Raw genomic sequence first — 14,691 nt, forward strand, 5'->3', positions numbered from 1 at the left:
TCAGCCTTTCGGTTCGACGACGGCGACCACCGCGAGCGGGCGGCCGGGGTGGGCGGCGGTGAAGGCGTCGTGGAGCGCGTCGTGGTCGCGGCCGGACACCGTGCGGGTCTCCCAGCCTTCGACGGCGAACCGGCGGGCGATGCCGCCCGGCCAGCCGCGCGTGGAGGACTGGTTGTCGATCACCACCGCGGTGAGGTTCTCGAGGCCGGCGCGTCCCGCGACGACGATCGCCTCGTGGTTCGAGCCTTCGTCGAGCTCGGCGTCGCCGACGAGCGTGACGACCTTCGGCCCGGTCAGGCCGCGGGCGCGCAGGCCAAGTGCAGTGCCGAACGCTATGGGCAGGCCGTGGCCGAGGGATCCGCTGGAGATTTCGACGCCCGGGACCCGGCGCCGGTCGGGGTGGTGGCCGAGCCGCGACACCGGGTCGGACCAGGTCGCGAGTTCCGCTTCGGCGAGGAAGCCCTTCGCGGTGAGCACGGCGTAGTACGCCATCGGGCCGTGTCCTTTGGACAGCAGGAAGCGGTCGCGGTCGGGCTCGCGGAAATTTTCGGGCGTTACGTCGAGGACGCGGTCGTAGAGCACCCACAGGACGTCCACAGTGGACTCCGCGGCGGCGCTGTGCTTGTCGTCACCGGTCATCAGCGAGATCAGCCGTGGCAGGCCGGCGTAGCCCGGTTCGGTCGCAGTGGTCATGGTTCGACGATGCAACCTCGACTAAACTCGAAGTCAAGGATAGCCTGAGCAGGTGACGAGGCTCGCTGAACATCTCAGCATCGGACAGGTGGCGGAACGCAGCGGAGTGCCGCACACGGCACTGCGGTTCTACGAGGAGAAGGGGCTGATCAGTTCGGAGCGCTCGGCGGGCAACCAGCGCCGCTACCCGCGTTCGGTGCTGCGCCGGATCGCGTTCGTCCGCGCCGCGCAACGGGTCGGGCTTTCCCTGGAGGACATCAGCTCGGCGCTGGCGAGCCTGCCCGAGGACCACGCCCCGACGAAAGCCGACTGGGCGCGGCTGTCGCGCGACTGGCAGCACGAGCTCGACGCGCGGATCGATGCCCTGCAACGCCTTCGCGACCGCTTGACCGGCTGCGTCGGCTGCGGCTGCCTGTCCCTGCGCAGCTGCGCGCTCTACAACAACGACGACGAGCTGGCGCGCTACGGCCCGGGCGCGAGCAAACTCCGCCCGGCGACCGAGGGCGGCATTTAACCGCTTGCCCGCGGCGGGATCCTGGGGAGGAAATGAACGAAAAGCAGTTGATCCGCATCTCGAAGCGCCTGGCCCGCCACCTGCGCCACGACCCGGCCGCCATCGGCCTCACCCTCACCCCGGACGGCTGGGCGAACGTCGAAACCCTGCTCGGCGCCCTGCGCGCGCACGGACTCACGGTCACCCGCGAACAGCTCGACGAAGTCGTCGAGAGGAACAACAAGCGCCGCTTCGCGTTCGACGAAACGGGCACACGCATCCGCGCGAGCCAGGGCCACAGCGTGACGGTCGACCTGGGGCTGCCGAACGCAATCCCACCAGCGGTGCTGTACCACGGAACGGTCTCGAAGTTCCTCGACGCGATCTTCCACGAGGGCCTCCGCCCGATGAACCGCCACGCGGTCCACCTGTCACCGACAACCGACACAGCCCGAACGGTGGCGGCCCGCCGCGGCAAGCCGGTGATCCTGCACATCGACGCGGCCGCGATGACGGCGGCGGGCCACGAGTTCCAGGTGAGCGCCAACGGAGTCTGGCTCACAGCAACGGTGCCCCCGACCTACCTCTCCCACATCCCCTGACCACCGCGGCGACCGATTTACCTGCACGGCAACGAGAATCGCCAGCCACCCCGCCCCAGGCACGCAGTCATCCGCCGGGTCCGAGCCGCGCGCCGCACGCGCGCAACCATCCACCCCGGCGCAAGCCGCCCGCCGCCAGGGCGCGAACTGGGGGTCAGCTCACAGGGACGGCACCGCGCTCGGCGTCCGGCGGCGCGGGCGTCCCAGCAGCCGCCTGCCCACGTCCAGCAGCTCCGTGCGCAGCTCGTCGTCGCCCAGGCTGGCCAGGTCCGGGGAGCCTCCCGCCATCGCGATGCCCGTCAGCGTCACCATCGCGTTGACCCGCGCCGCCGTGTCCGGGGACGGGCCCGCCAGGATGCCCAGCAGCGCCTGGCCGAAGCCCTCCATCCCGCCGTGCGCGGACTTCTCGATCGCGCGGATCAGGCCCGGGTCGCTCGAAAACAACGCCACCAGCGCGCGGTGGCGGATCACCAGGTCGATGAACCCCTCCAGCAGCAGGTCCACCTGCGCGCCCCGCCGCTTCTGCGCGGCCGCGCGCAGGACGAGTGCGTCCAGGTCGCGCACACCCGGCTCGGCCACCGCCTCGGTGATCTCCGCCTTCGTCTTGAAGTGGTAGTAGACCGCGGCCTTCGTGATCCCGAGCGCGTCCGCGATCATCTGCAGCGACGTGCCCTCGACGCCGTGTTCCGTGAACAGGCGCAGCGCGGTCTGCAGCAGTCGGGTCCGGGTGTCCCCGTCCGGGCCGGCGGTCATTCTTCCTCCTCAGCGAGCCGTCGGAGCGTACGTCACTCCCTGTCGATCGGCAAACTCCCTTACTAGCCGATCGGCAGGGATAAACCTTGCTGTTCGGCAAGTCACATCCTTGCCGATCGGCTTGGACCCGCCCTAGCCGATCGGCTAGCTTGGAAAGGAACCTGATGGAGTGAACCGACCCCGTTCGGGCGAAACGGAGCTGACTCGTGGCGACCTTCCTGTACCGGCTCGGCCGGTTGTCCTTCCGGCGGCGAGCGCTGGTCGCCGCCGTCTGGGCGGCCGTCCTCGTGGCGCTCGGGCTGGGTGCCCTGACGCTGTCGGGCCAGCTGTCGAACTCGGTGACCATCCCCGGCACGGAGTCGCAGCGGGCGATCGACCAGCTGACCGAGAAGTTCCCGCAGGCCAACGCCGGTGGCGCCACCGCGCGCGTGGTGATCGAGGCGCCGGCCGGGACCACGATCACCGACGCGAAGGGCAAGGCTGCCGTCGAGTCGCTGGTCACCCAGCTCAAGACGGCGCCGAAGGTCGCCGCGGTCGTGGACCCGTTCCAGATGCAGTCGATCTCACCCGATCAGCGCGTCGCGCTCGCCCAGGTCAGTTACGGAGCGAAAGCGTACGAGCTGACCGAAGAAGACCGTCAGGCGCTGCAAGCCCCCGCGGACGCGGCCCGGGCCGCCGGGTTCACCGTCGAGTTCGGCGGTGACGCCGTGCAGGGCATCCCCGAGACCGGCGCCACCGAGGGCCTGGGCGTCGCGGTCGCCGCCGTCGTGCTGATCATCACCTTCGGCTCGCTCGTCGCGGCCGGCATCCCGCTGCTGACCGCGCTGATCGGCGTCGGCACCGGGATGGGCGGCATCTTCCTCGCCTCGGGCTTCCTCGAGCTGAACTCGAACACGCCGATCCTCGCGCTGATGATCGGGCTCGCCGTTGGCATCGACTACGCGCTGTTCATCGTTTCGCGCTACCGGCACGAACTGGGCCTCGGCCGCGACCCCGAAGAAGCCGCCGGACGCGCGGTCGGCACCGCCGGCTCGGCCGTCGTGTTCGCCGGGCTCACCGTCATCATCGCGCTGGCCGGCCTGACCGTCGTCGGCATCCCGTTCCTCGGCCAGATGGGCGTGGCCGCCGCGGTGACCGTCGCGGTCTCCGTGCTCATCGCGCTGACGCTGCTGCCCGCGGTGCTCGGGTTCGCCGGCGTCCGCGCCGCCGACAGCCGCATCCGGCTGCGCCGCAAGCCGGTCGGCACGACGCACGGCGAGCGCTGGGCGCGGTTCGTGGCCCGGCACCGGATCCCGGTGCTGCTCATCGCGCTGGCCGGGATGGCCGTCGTCGCGCTGCCCGCGCTGAGCATGCAGCTCGGCCTGCCCAACGACAGCACCGCCGCGCCGGAATCGACGCAGAAGAAGGCGTACGACATCGCGAGCCGCAGCTTCGGCGAGGGGTCCAACGGGCCGCTGCTGGTCGTCGTCGACACCGGCGCGAGCACCAACCGCCAGGCCGCGTTCGGCCAGGCCGCCGCCGACATCCAGAAGCTGCCCGACGTCGCCGCCGTGACGCCGCCGCGCGTCAACCAGACCGGGGACACCGCACTGCTGACGGTGATCCCGAAGAGCGGCCCGAGCAGCACGCAGACCGAGGACCTGGTGGCGGCGATCCGCGCCGAGTCGGGTGTCCTGGAGAACGCGACCGGCGCGAAGCTCGCCGTCACCGGCCAGACCGCAGCGAACATCGACGTCTCGGAGAAGCTGTCGGACGCGATGCTCCCCTACCTGGCGCTGATCGTCGGGCTGGCGTTCGTGCTGCTGATGCTGGTGTTCCGCTCGGTCGTGGTGCCGCTGAAGGCGACGATCGGCTTCCTCGGCTCGGTCGCGGCGACGTTCGGCGCGGTGGTCGCGGTGTTCCAGTGGGGCTGGCTGACCGACCTGCTCGGCGTCGCGTCGACCGGCCCGATCATGAGCATGCTGCCGATCCTGCTGATCGGTGTCCTGTTCGGGCTCGCGATGGACTACCAGGTGTTCCTGGTGACGCGGATGCGCGAGGAGCACGTCCACGGCGCGGAACCGCAGGAGGCCATGGTGACCGGCTTCCGGCACGGCGCGCGGGTGGTCGTCGCGGCGGCGCTGATCATGATCAGCGTGTTCGCCGGCTTCATCCTGGCGGAATCGTCGCTGATCCAGTCGATCGGCTTCGCGCTGGCGTTCGGCGTGCTGGTGGACGCGTTCGTGGTCCGCATGACCCTGGTCCCGGCGGTGATGTCGCTGCTCGGCCGCGGCGCGTGGTGGCTGCCGAAGTGGCTCGACCGCATCCTGCCGGACGTCGACGTCGAGGGCGAGAAGCTCACGAAGCACCTGGACGAGCCCGAAGAGCGCGAACTGGTCGGCGCGAGCCGCTGAATCCGGTTGTCCACAACCCCGCGGGGTTGTGGACAACCGGCCTCCGGCCGCGGGTTTTGTCGGCCGCTGCCGATAGACTGGACAAGGGCACGCCCCCCAGGGAGGGCGGGGGCCTGTTCCGAGGTCCTAGCTGGACAGCCAGAAGATCGCGCCGCCGACGGCCAGCAAGGCCGCGATGCCCAGCACCACGGCGATGAACTTGGCCGTCTTCCACGTCGAGTAGACGCCGCCCACCAGGAAGCCGCCGAGGGCGAGCAGCAGGACGCCGATGACGCTGTTGCTCACAGGACGCCCTTCGTCGACGGGATGCCGCCCGCGCGCGGGTCCGGCTCCGTGGCCGTTCGCAGGGCTCGGGCCACCGCCTTGTACTCCGCCTCCGCGATGTGGTGGGGGTCGCGGCCGTGGATGACCCGCACGTGCAGGGCGATCTGCGCGTGGAACGCCAGCGAGTCGAAGACGTGGCGCGTCAGGACGAACGGGTAGTTGTTGCCGATCGTGAAGGTGTTGAACTGCTCCGGCTCACCCACGTGCACGCAGTACGGGCGCCCCGACACGTCGATCGCCGCGTGGGCCAGGGTTTCGTCCATCGGGATCCACGCGTCGCCGAAGCGGCGGATGCCGCTCTTGTCGCCCAGGGCCTGGCGGATCGCCTGGCCGAGGACGATCGCCGTGTCCTCGACCGTGTGGTGGGCGTCGATGTGGACGTCACCGGTCGCTTCGACCTTGAGGTCGAGGGAGCCGTGGACGCCGAACGCCGTCAGCATGTGGTCGTAGAACGGGACGCCGGTCGAGATGTCGACCTCGCCCGTGCCGTCGAGGTCCAGCTGGACGAAGATCGAGGACTCCTTGGTGGTCCGCTCGACCTTGCCGATGCGCGTCATCGGGAAACTTCCTTACTCGCCTCGAGGAAGGCGTCGTTCTCTTCCGGGGTGCCGATGCTGACGCGCAGGTGCCCTTCGATACCGGGGTCGCGGATCAGCACGCCCCGGTCCAAATAGGACTGCCACGCGGCCGAAGGCGAGCTGAACCGTCCGAAGAGGACGAAGTTCGAGTCGCTCGGGACCGGGTCGTAACCCAGTCCCGCCAACGCTTCCACGACGCGGTCGCGTTCGGCCGCCAGCTTGTGCACGCTGTCCAAAGTGGCGTCGGCGTGCCGCAGCGCCGCCCGCGCAGCCGCCTGCGTGAGCCGCGAAAGGTGGTACGGGAGCCGCACCAGCTGCAGGGCGTCGACGACCGCCGGGGCCGCCGCCAGGTAGCCCAGCCGGCCGCCGGCGAAGGCGAACGCCTTGCTCATCGTGCGCGAGACGATCAACGACGCCGGATAGTCGGCCAGCAGCTCCACCGCGCTCGGCTGCGACGAAAACTCCGCGTACGCCTCGTCGACCACGACGATCCCGGTGGCCGCGTCGAGGATCGCCCGCAGCTCAGCAAGCGGGATCGAGCCGCCGGTCGGGTTGTTCGGGCTGGTGACGAACACGATGTCCGGCCGCTTCTCCGCGATCAGCGAAGCCGCCGCGGCGGTGTCCAAAGTGAAGTCCGCGCGGCGCGGCGCCGGGATCCACTCCGTGCGGGTGCCCGACGCGATGATCGGGTGCATCGAGTACGACGGTTCGAAGCCGAGCGCGCTGCGCCCGGGGCCGCCGAAGGCCTGCAGGATCTGCTGCAGCACCTCGTTGGACCCGTTGGCGGCCCAGACGTTCGCCTCCGACAGCACGACCCGCGTCGACACGGTGAGGTAGTCGGCCAGGTCCTGGCGCAGCGCCACCGCGTCGCGGTCCGGGTAGCGGTGCAGCTCGGCGGCCTCCGCGCGGACGGCCTCCGCGACATCCGCCACCAGCTCGGGCGGCGGCGGGTACGGGTTTTCGTTGGTGTTGAGCCGGACCGGGACGTCCAGCTGCGGCGCGCCGTACGGGGACTTGCCGCGCAGGTCTTCGCGCAGCGGCAGCGCGTCCAGGGTGACCTCTTCGCCGATCGTCATCGGACCGAACCTCCGAAGCGCGCCGCGACGGCCTCGCCGTGCGCGGGCAGGTCCTCGGCGTTCGCCAGCGCGACGACGCGGCCGGCGATCTCGCGCAGCGCGTCCTCGGAGTAGTCCACGACGTGGATGCCCTTGAGGAAGCTCTGCACCGACAGGCCCGAGGAGTGGCGGGCGAACCCGCCGGTGGGCAGCACGTGGTTGGATCCGGCGCAGTAGTCGCCGAGCGACACCGGGGCGTACGCGCCGACGAAGATCGCGCCCGCGTTGCGGACCCGGGCCGCGACCTCGCGCGCGTCCGCCGTCTGGATCTCCAGGTGCTCGGCGGCGTAGGCGTCGACCACGCGCAGTCCGTCGTCCACAGTGGACACCAGGATGACGCCGGACTGCTTGCCGCCCAGCGCTTCGGCGACCCGCTCGCTGTGCTTCGTCGCCGCGACGCGGCAGGCCAGGTCCTTGTCGACCGCGTCCGCCAGCTCGGCCGACGTCGTCACCAGGACGCTCGCCGCGAGGGGGTCGTGCTCGGCCTGGCTGACCAGGTCGGCGGCGACGTGCACCGGGTCCGCCGTCTCGTCGGCGAGGATGGCGATCTCGGTCGGCCCGGCCTCGGCGTCGATCCCGATGACGCCGCGCAGCAGCCGCTTCGCCGCGGTCAGGTAGATGTTGCCCGGGCCGGTGACGATGTCGACCGGCGCGAGCTCGGCGCCGTCGGTGTCCGTGCCGCCGTACGCCAGCAGCGCGACGGCCTGCGCGCCGCCCGCGGCCCACACCTCGTCGACGCCGAGCAGCTCGGCCGCGGCGAGGATGGTCGGGTGCGGCAGCCCGCCGAACGCGGCCTGCGGCGGCGAGCAGACGACCAGGGAGCCGACGCCGGCGATCTGCGCCGGGACGACGTTCATCACCACGGTCGACGGGTACACGGCCAGTCCGCCCGGGGCGTACAGCCCGACACGCTCGACCGGCACCCACTTCTCGGTGACCGTGCCGCCGTCGACGACGGTCGTCGTGACGTCGGTCCGGCGCTGCTCGGCGTGCACCTTGCGGGCGCGGGTGATCGACTCCTCGAGCGCGGCGCGCACGGCCGGGTCCAGCTGCTCGAGCGCCTGCGTCAGCGAAGCGCGCGGTACGCGCACGGACGCGGGGCGGACCCCGTCGAACCGCTCGGTGTACTCGAGGACGGCTTCGACACCGCGGTCACGGACCGCCTCGACCACCGGGCGCACGTGGTGCAGCGCCGCGTCCACGTCGTATTCGGCGCGGGGCAGCGTGGCGCGCAGTTCGGCGGCGGTCGGGACCTGCCCACGCAGGTCGGTGCGGTTCAGCATGCCCTCCAGGGTACGAGGTCACACTGGAGCACTCGTCGGCGATACTCCCCGGTGACGGCGGATCCCAGCATGCAGGAGGCAGCGGTGGCGCGAATCGCGTTGTGCCAGGTCAACTCGGGTGACGACCCGGAGGCGAACCTGAAGCTCGTTCGCTCCGGAGTGGAGGCCGCGGTGGCGGGCGGCGCGCGGATCGTCGTGTTCCCCGAAGCGACGATGGCGCGCTTCGGCCGTCCGCTGGAGCCGGTCGCCGAGCCGCTGGACGGGCCGTGGGCCTCGGCGGTGGCCGCCGTCGCCGCCGAGTACGGCGTCGTGGTCGTCGCCGGGATGTTCACCCCGGCGGACGAGGGCCGCGTCCGCAACACGCTGCTGATCACCGGCGGCGGGCACCACCGCGGCTACGACAAGGTGCACCTCTACGACGCGTTCGGGTTCGCCGAGTCCGACACGGTCGCCCCGGGGTCGGCGCCGGCCACCTTCGAGCTGGACGGCGTCGTCTACGGCGTCGCCACCTGCTACGACGTGCGCTTCCCGGAGCTGTTCCGCGCGCTGGCCGACGACGGCGCCGACGTCGTGCTGCTGCCGGCGTCGTGGGGCGCGGGAGAGGGCAAGCGCGAGCAGTGGGAGGTCCTGGTGCGGGCGCGGGCCCTGGATTCGGGCTGCTGGGTGCTGGCCTGCGGCCAGGCCGACCCCGTGGCGACGGGCCTCACGGTCAACCCGAAGGCGCCGACGGGGATCGGGTACTCGCTGGTCGCGGACGGTTTCGGCCGGGTCGCCGCCCAAGCCGGCGCCGCGCCCGAGACGCTGCTGGTGGACGTCGATCCGGCCGTGTCGGCCAAGGCCCGCACCGCCACGGGAGCCCTGGCCAACCGCCGCCTTTGAACCGCAAAGCGGCACTTTCATAGGGAAAGTTCCATCCCCGCACGCGGCACTTTCCCTACGAAAGTGACGCTAGCGGAGCAGGCCTTCGCGGATGGCGACCCGGACGAAGCCCGCGCGTCGCCGTTCGCCGGTCTTGTCGCGGATGCGGTCCAGGTAGGACCGGACCGTCCGGACGCTGATGTTGAGGATCTCGGCGACATCGACGTCCCGCTCCCCGGCCGCCACCAGCCGGAGCACCTGCTTTTCCCGTTCGGACAGCACGATCTTCGGCCCCGCGTGCCGCTCTTCGCTGTCCTGGATGATCATCCCCGCCAGCGTCGGCGACACGTACGCGTTGTCGTCGGCGATGGTGCGGATCGCGCGCAGCAGCTCGTCGCCGTCGACGTCCTTGGACAGGAAGCCCTTCGCGCCCGCCTGCATCGCGCCGAGCACCTCCGGCTGTTCCGCGTGCGCGGACACCACCAGCACCTTGTGCCCCATCTGCCCCACTTCCAGGACCGCGGCCGCGTCCTGGACCCCGCGCAGCTTGAGGTCGAGGACGACGACGCTGCCCGCCGGCTGGTCCTGGACCGCGAACCGGGCCACCGAATCGGCGACCGCGCCGAGCTCGATGTCCGGCGCCTCGGTGAGCACGCGGGTCAGCGCGTACCGGTAGAGCGGGTGGTCCTCGATCACGCCGACCTTGATCCGCCGCGGGGGCGGGGCCGGTGCTTCCTCCGGCTCGCTCATTTGCGGCCGCCGCGCCGGGGGCCCGCGTCGCCGATCAAGCCGCGCCGGATGGCTTCCTTGACCAGGCCCGGCCGCCGCCGTTCGCCCGTCTTGTCGCGGATCCGGTCGAGGTAGCCCCGCACGGTCCGGACGCCGATGCCGAGGATCAGCGCGATGTCGACGTCCCGCTCCCCCGCCGCCACCAGCCGCAGCACCTGCTCCTCGCGCGGCGACAGCTCGACGTCCGCCGAAACGGCCGGGCGGTCCGCGTTGTCCTTCATGATCATCCCGGCGACCACCGCCGAGACGTACGCGCCGCCACCGGCGACCGTCTTGATCGCGATCAGCAGCTCGTCGGCGTCGACGTCCTTCGAAAGGAAGCCGCGCGCCCCCGCCGCGATCGCGCCGAGCACCACTTCCGGCTCCGCCTGCGCGGAAACCACGAGCACGTGGTGCCCGAGCTCGCAGACCTCCAGCACCGCCGCGGCGCCCGCCACGCCCGGGAGCCCGAGGTCCAGCAGGACCACACTGCCCGGCGGCTGCCGGTGGACGTGGAACCGCGCCACCGAATCGACCACCGCGCCGAGCTCGACGAAGTCGGCCTCGGCCAGTACGCGCTCGACGGACACGCGGTACAGCGGATGGTCTTCGATGACCGCGACGCGGACCCGCCCCTGGTCCACTTCGCCGGCCGAACGCTCTTCTGTCATCTGCACGACTTTCACCCCGTTCCACCCGACGGAGCCGGCCGCCCGGCCGTGGCCGGGTCCAGCGCGGGGCCCGTCGGCACCAATGCCAGCAAACTACCTGCGACCGGTGACTTGGCCACTCCTCCGTAACCGAGCGAGGACAGCGCCTGCGCGCTCACCACCGGGTACTTCCGGCCCGTGTCGGTCACCAAGTACGTGGTGGCCGAGCCGGCTTCGACGACGACGGCTCCCCCCGACGGGGGGACGAACACCTCGTCCGCCACCCTTGCTTCGGTTCGCGTGGCGACCTGGATTGCCTTGGCACCAGGGGAAAGCGGGAATTCGGCCGAAACGAGCAACCGGTTGCCCTGAACGCACAAGGCGACCGAACCGCCGGTGATCGGCGCCTTGCCGGGGATGCGGTCGGGGTAGGCCGCCGGGTCGGCGCCGCCGGTGCGGGGCGCGGCGACCTTGGCGACCGCGGCGACGTCGGCCGCGCGGACCTCCACCGGCGCGGGCGGCCCGGAATAGGCCGCGGCGTTGGCTCCCGTCGTCACCAGGAGGCTCGCTTCGGTCTGCCCGACCGGTTCGAGACCGTCGCGGCGGACGAGGTAGTACGAAGTCGCGGCGCCGGGCGCGGCCATCGCGTCGACGACGGCGAGGACCTCCCCGACGCGGGTGTCGCGGCCGCCCACCGCCGGACCCCGGTCGCCGGCGCCGTCGACCGGCAGCGCGGCGAGGTCGCGTCCGGCCTGGACGGTGTCGATCCACCGCGAGGACACCGCGATCGTCGGGTAGTTGTCGAACTGCAGCGCGGTCGCGGCCTCGTCGCTGAGCTTGTAGCGCCGCCCGCCGGCGAGGAGGAAGCGGTCACCCTGCGGCAGCCGGACGATCACGCCCTGGTCGCGCGGCAGCTCGACGCCGGACGCGGGCGGGGCGAGCAGGACGGCGGTGCGCGGTTCTTCCGACGCGGGCGCGTCGGAGCTGGTGCGGCTGCAGCTCGTCCACGCGGCGCTGACGAGCGCGCCGGCCACGGGCAGCGAGTCGGGGGCGCCCGGGATGCCGATCTGGGTGCCGCGGCCCGCCTTGCCGAGGTTCTCCGGCGACACGCTCACGGTCGCCTCGCCGGTGCCGCCGGCCAGCAGCCGCGCGGACGCGTAGTTGAGCACCGGGTGCAGCACGCCGTCGGCACCGAGGACGAACCGCGCGCCGGTGCCCTCCTCGACGATCACCTTGCCGCCCTCGAGCCAGTCCTTGCCGCCCGAGGGGTTCAGCAAGCCGATGATCCCGAAGACGGCGGTGACGAGCAGCGCGGCCACGAGCCCCAGCACGGTGGCGAGCACGAGCCGGCGGCTGGGCGAGACGGGGTGGTTGGCGTCCGCGGCGACGAGCGCGGAAACGAGCCTGCGGCGGAGGAACTGGTACGCCTGGATCTGGTCCCGCTGCGTCCACACGCTGCTGTGCCCCCGGTGTGCGTCGTCCCTCCGAGCACTCGATGCTAAGCACCCTCCGGCGGGGCGGCGAGGGTAATTTTTACGCCCACGCGACATCTGGGGAGGCAGTAGCGTCGCAGGTCCCGGGGAAAGGGGAGCCCGTGTCCGTCGAAACCGCCGGCGCCGTCCGCCCGGCACCGTCCCGGCCCGCGTCCGCGGCGCTGCCCTGGCTGCTGCCGATCCGGCCGCTGCAAGCCGCGCTGTGGGAACTCGCCGCGATCGCCGTCCTGCTCGCCTGGCTGGTCGACGGCGTCGAGCAGCCGGTGCGGATCACCGTGAGCGCCGTCGCCGGGCTCGTCGTGCTGCTGACGTCGGTGCGGTTCGCGGGACGGCACCTCGCGGGCTGGGCGCTGACGTGGACGGCGTTCCGGCTCCGGCGGCACGACACCCGCCGCGACAGCCCGGACCCGCTGCTGTCGGTGGCCGGGCCGGTGAAGGTCCGCCAGCACGTCGACCGCGCGGGCAACCGCTTCGGCGTCGCGGAGGTCGACGGCGGCTGGAGCGCGCTGGTGCGGCTGACGCCGGGTGTGGGCGCGCCGGGGCCGCTGGCCGACATCCTGCGCGAGGCGTACCGGCGGACCGACGTCCCGCTGGCGTCGGCTCAGCTGCTGACGTGGGCCATCCCGCGCGGCGACCAGGTGCTGCGCGTGCGCTGGCTCGCGGTGCGCTACCGGCCGGACCTGGCCCCGATCGCGGCACTGGCCCGCGGCGGCGGCGACCTCGGGGCCCTGCGCAGCACGGCGTCGGCGGCGCTGAGCCTGATGGGGGCGCTGGCCGAGGCGGGCTACCAGAGCACCGTGCTGGAGGCCGGCGAGCTGGCCAAGGAACTCCGGGTGGCGCTGGGAGTCCAGGGTCCGGCGACCGGTTCGCCCGAGGGCTGGCGGTCGTGGACCTGGGGCGGTGGCGCCCCGCAGATGTGCTTCGCGCCGAGGTCTTCGCGGGCGCTGGACCTGGCGGTCCCGGGCGCGGCGTTCACGGCGACGTCGTTCACGCTGACGCGGACGGCCGGCGGCAAGGAGAAGGCGGAAGTGACGATCCGGGTGGGCGCGCGGCCGGGTGCCCCGGTCCCCACGCCCCCCGCGGCGGTCCCCCTGCACGGGCGGCACGGCGCCGGGGTCCGCCAGACCCTTCCCCTCGCGCTGGACAGCTAGAAGCAGCTCAGCGCTCGCCCAGCAGAACCGTATGGAGGCGGACCACGAAGTCGTCTGCCGCAGCCCGCCTCACGGGATCCGCCAGCCAGCCGCGCAGCATCGCTCGACGGAGAACGTCTTGGGGTACCGCCAAGCTGTCCGCCGCGAACGGAATCCACTTGTTGTGCGGCAAGAAGCGGATCTGATCGAATACCATCTCCACTTCTACCCGGCTCTTTCCTATCGAAGTACTCAATTCATCGACTCGATCGACACAAGCGGACAGCAGCTCGGACTCCGGCCCCGCCGAACCGGGCAGGTACAGGATCCGGCCATCCGGCGAAGTCATTTCCCCTCGCTGGTCGGCATCCAGCACCGCGGCAGTACCCACTCGCCTGATCTTGGACAGGTCTCTCACGATCCGCGCTGCGGCGGTCGCACCTCCAGCGGCCACGATCTCGCTCGTGGCGATGAGACCAGGCGCGAGAACCGCCAACAGGGCGTGGAGAAAGCCCGCAGCTTCGTCGTCTTCCACGAACACGAGGCCGCGCAACTCAGGGCGTTCGTTTCGGTAGAGCGCAACCTGGTCGTCACGCTCGGGCTTCACCACGCGGACGCCGGAGGCCGTCGGCGTCAGGACGCGAATCAGCTGCGGTGGGACTCTGGCGAGGATATCGCGCGAGTTGGTGGCCAGGACGGCCTGCACGTCATGGGCGAGCGCCAACCGAGCCAATTCGGCAACCAAGGGCCCCTGTCCGCGCGCAGCCAGGCCACGTTCCGGCTCGTCGATGAGCAAGACGTCGTCAGGACACGGCGAACGAAACGCCCACAGGCAATTGTGCACCCACAACTCGGCGTAGCTCATCGTCTTGTTTTGTACAGTGCGGCCTCCACGCGAAGCCTCGACAACAAACGTGTGCTCCGCATAACCAGGGCCCGACCGCAACTCCCCCGATGGTATCGGCAACCGATCGTACCAAGTCACATCCCACATTCGACGGTCGGTGTAGCCCAGACCAAGGATGCGATCGAGCCCCTCACGATCCCTCGTCGTCTCCTTCATTTCAACCGATTCGAAGGCGTAGATATCCTCGCGGTGACGAATCACATCGCCAGACCGGATCCAGGTATTTTGCATTCGCAACATGGACTCCGGTCGCAGGATGTGGGCGAACGGGGCGATCCCGACTTGAGGATCCCACCTCGTGCCGAATTCCTCCGTGAACGAAGCTGTTCTCACGATCGCCACGCCGTCCGACGTGGCACGGATAACAAATCTGCCGGGTTGCTCGGTGACGACGGGCGGAGAGTCATCACTCGACCGGTAGTTACAGGTCATCTGTTCCAGCAACCTGAGCAGGAAGGATTTGCCCGTTCCGTGCATTCCGCAGAGGACCGTGAACGCACCGAATTCGATCTCCTGATCAGCGAATATCGGCGATCCGGTCACCGTCAAGGAGTCGATGCGGCGACTGACCTTCGCGTCGGCAAGCCGCCGCCACACCTTCTGCTCATCGGAAATCACCGGCGCAACTCTGCACCGCGGGGAACCGAAGAG

15 protein-coding genes are annotated in these 14,691 nt (G+C 71.2%); 5 read left to right on the forward strand and 10 right to left on the reverse strand.

What is annotated here, in order from left to right; translation table 11 throughout:
- Nucleotides 1–693, reverse strand: coding sequence for a thiamine pyrophosphate-binding protein (locus SD460_RS38735; protein WP_290056250.1), 693 nt, complete (start codon nt 691–693; stop codon nt 1–3).
- Nucleotides 694–745: 52 nt separating this feature from the next.
- On the opposite strand from SD460_RS38735, the gene soxR reads away from it, so the two are divergent.
- Together soxR and SD460_RS38745 are read left to right on the forward strand one after the other, a co-directional pair.
- Nucleotides 746–1,207: a redox-sensitive transcriptional activator SoxR gene (gene soxR / locus SD460_RS38740; protein ID WP_290056248.1), complete on the forward strand. Its 462-nt coding sequence runs from the start codon at nt 746–748 to the stop codon at nt 1,205–1,207.
- A gap of 32 nt (nt 1,208–1,239) precedes the next feature.
- Complete coding sequence (locus SD460_RS38745) at nt 1,240–1,788, forward strand: RNA 2'-phosphotransferase (protein WP_290056247.1); 549 nt, start codon at nt 1,240–1,242, stop codon at nt 1,786–1,788.
- 159 nt (nt 1,789–1,947) lie between these two features.
- Here SD460_RS38745 and SD460_RS38750 read toward each other — a convergent pair whose 3' ends face one another.
- Nucleotides 1,948–2,541, reverse strand: a complete 594-nt coding sequence (locus tag SD460_RS38750) for a TetR/AcrR family transcriptional regulator (RefSeq protein WP_318307470.1) — start codon at nt 2,539–2,541, stop codon at nt 1,948–1,950.
- A gap of 206 nt (nt 2,542–2,747) precedes the next feature.
- Between SD460_RS38750 and SD460_RS38755 the strand changes: the two genes are divergently transcribed.
- Complete coding sequence (locus SD460_RS38755; protein ID WP_290056244.1) at nt 2,748–4,934, forward strand: MMPL family transporter; 2,187 nt, start codon at nt 2,748–2,750, stop codon at nt 4,932–4,934.
- Nucleotides 4,935–5,060: 126 nt separating this feature from the next.
- Here the strand turns inward: SD460_RS38755 and SD460_RS38760 are convergent, their stop codons facing one another.
- From SD460_RS38760 to hisD, 4 genes are read right to left on the reverse strand one after another with little or no spacing between them, the layout of a single operon-like run.
- A complete protein-coding gene (locus SD460_RS38760; RefSeq protein WP_290056243.1) occupies nt 5,061–5,219 on the reverse strand; it encodes a CG2302 family histidine operon protein in 159 nt (52 codons plus the stop codon).
- Nucleotides 5,216–5,815 carry an imidazoleglycerol-phosphate dehydratase HisB gene (hisB, locus tag SD460_RS38765; RefSeq protein WP_290056242.1) on the reverse strand — a complete coding sequence of 200 codons (600 nt, stop codon included), beginning with the start codon at nt 5,813–5,815 and terminating at the stop codon, nt 5,216–5,218. The genes SD460_RS38760 and hisB overlap by 4 nt, the downstream gene beginning before the upstream one ends.
- The gene (locus tag SD460_RS38770; RefSeq protein ID WP_290056240.1) at nt 5,812–6,912 is read right to left on the reverse strand and encodes a histidinol-phosphate transaminase; all 1,101 of its coding nucleotides are present in this window, start codon (nt 6,910–6,912) and stop codon (nt 5,812–5,814) included. The genes hisB and SD460_RS38770 overlap by 4 nt, the downstream gene beginning before the upstream one ends.
- Nucleotides 6,909–8,234 (reverse strand): histidinol dehydrogenase, encoded by a 1,326-nt coding sequence (gene hisD / locus SD460_RS38775; RefSeq protein ID WP_318307471.1) that lies wholly within the window; start codon nt 8,232–8,234, stop codon nt 6,909–6,911. Before hisD ends, SD460_RS38770 begins: the two co-directional genes overlap by 4 nt.
- Nucleotides 8,235–8,318: 84 nt before the next feature.
- Between hisD and SD460_RS38780 the strand changes: the two genes are divergently transcribed.
- Complete coding sequence (locus SD460_RS38780; protein ID WP_290056237.1) at nt 8,319–9,113, forward strand: carbon-nitrogen hydrolase family protein; 795 nt, start codon at nt 8,319–8,321, stop codon at nt 9,111–9,113.
- A 69-nt stretch (nt 9,114–9,182) separates the two neighbouring features.
- Here SD460_RS38780 and SD460_RS38785 read toward each other — a convergent pair whose 3' ends face one another.
- The 3 genes from SD460_RS38785 to eccB are packed head-to-tail and all read right to left on the reverse strand — an operon-like array spanning nt 9,183 to nt 11,964.
- The gene (locus tag SD460_RS38785) at nt 9,183–9,842 is read right to left on the reverse strand and encodes a response regulator (RefSeq protein WP_290056235.1); all 660 of its coding nucleotides are present in this window, start codon (nt 9,840–9,842) and stop codon (nt 9,183–9,185) included.
- A complete protein-coding gene (locus SD460_RS38790) occupies nt 9,839–10,531 on the reverse strand; it encodes a response regulator transcription factor (RefSeq protein ID WP_290056234.1) in 693 nt (230 codons plus the stop codon). Before SD460_RS38790 ends, SD460_RS38785 begins: the two co-directional genes overlap by 4 nt.
- An 11-nt stretch (nt 10,532–10,542) precedes the next feature.
- A complete protein-coding gene (gene eccB / locus SD460_RS38795) occupies nt 10,543–11,964 on the reverse strand; it encodes a type VII secretion protein EccB (RefSeq protein ID WP_290056232.1) in 1,422 nt (473 codons plus the stop codon).
- A gap of 140 nt (nt 11,965–12,104) precedes the next feature.
- On the opposite strand from eccB, the gene SD460_RS38800 reads away from it, so the two are divergent.
- Complete coding sequence (locus SD460_RS38800) at nt 12,105–13,154, forward strand: type VII secretion protein EccE (RefSeq protein WP_290056230.1); 1,050 nt, start codon at nt 12,105–12,107, stop codon at nt 13,152–13,154.
- A gap of 7 nt (nt 13,155–13,161) precedes the next feature.
- Here the strand turns inward: SD460_RS38800 and SD460_RS38805 are convergent, their stop codons facing one another.
- Nucleotides 13,162–14,658 (reverse strand): hypothetical protein, encoded by a 1,497-nt coding sequence (locus SD460_RS38805; RefSeq protein WP_290056229.1) that lies wholly within the window; start codon nt 14,656–14,658, stop codon nt 13,162–13,164.
- Nucleotides 14,659–14,691 lie beyond the last annotated feature (33 nt).

It is taken from the genome of Amycolatopsis solani (assembly GCF_033441515.1).
Lineage (GTDB): Bacteria > Actinomycetota > Actinomycetes > Mycobacteriales > Pseudonocardiaceae > Amycolatopsis > Amycolatopsis solani.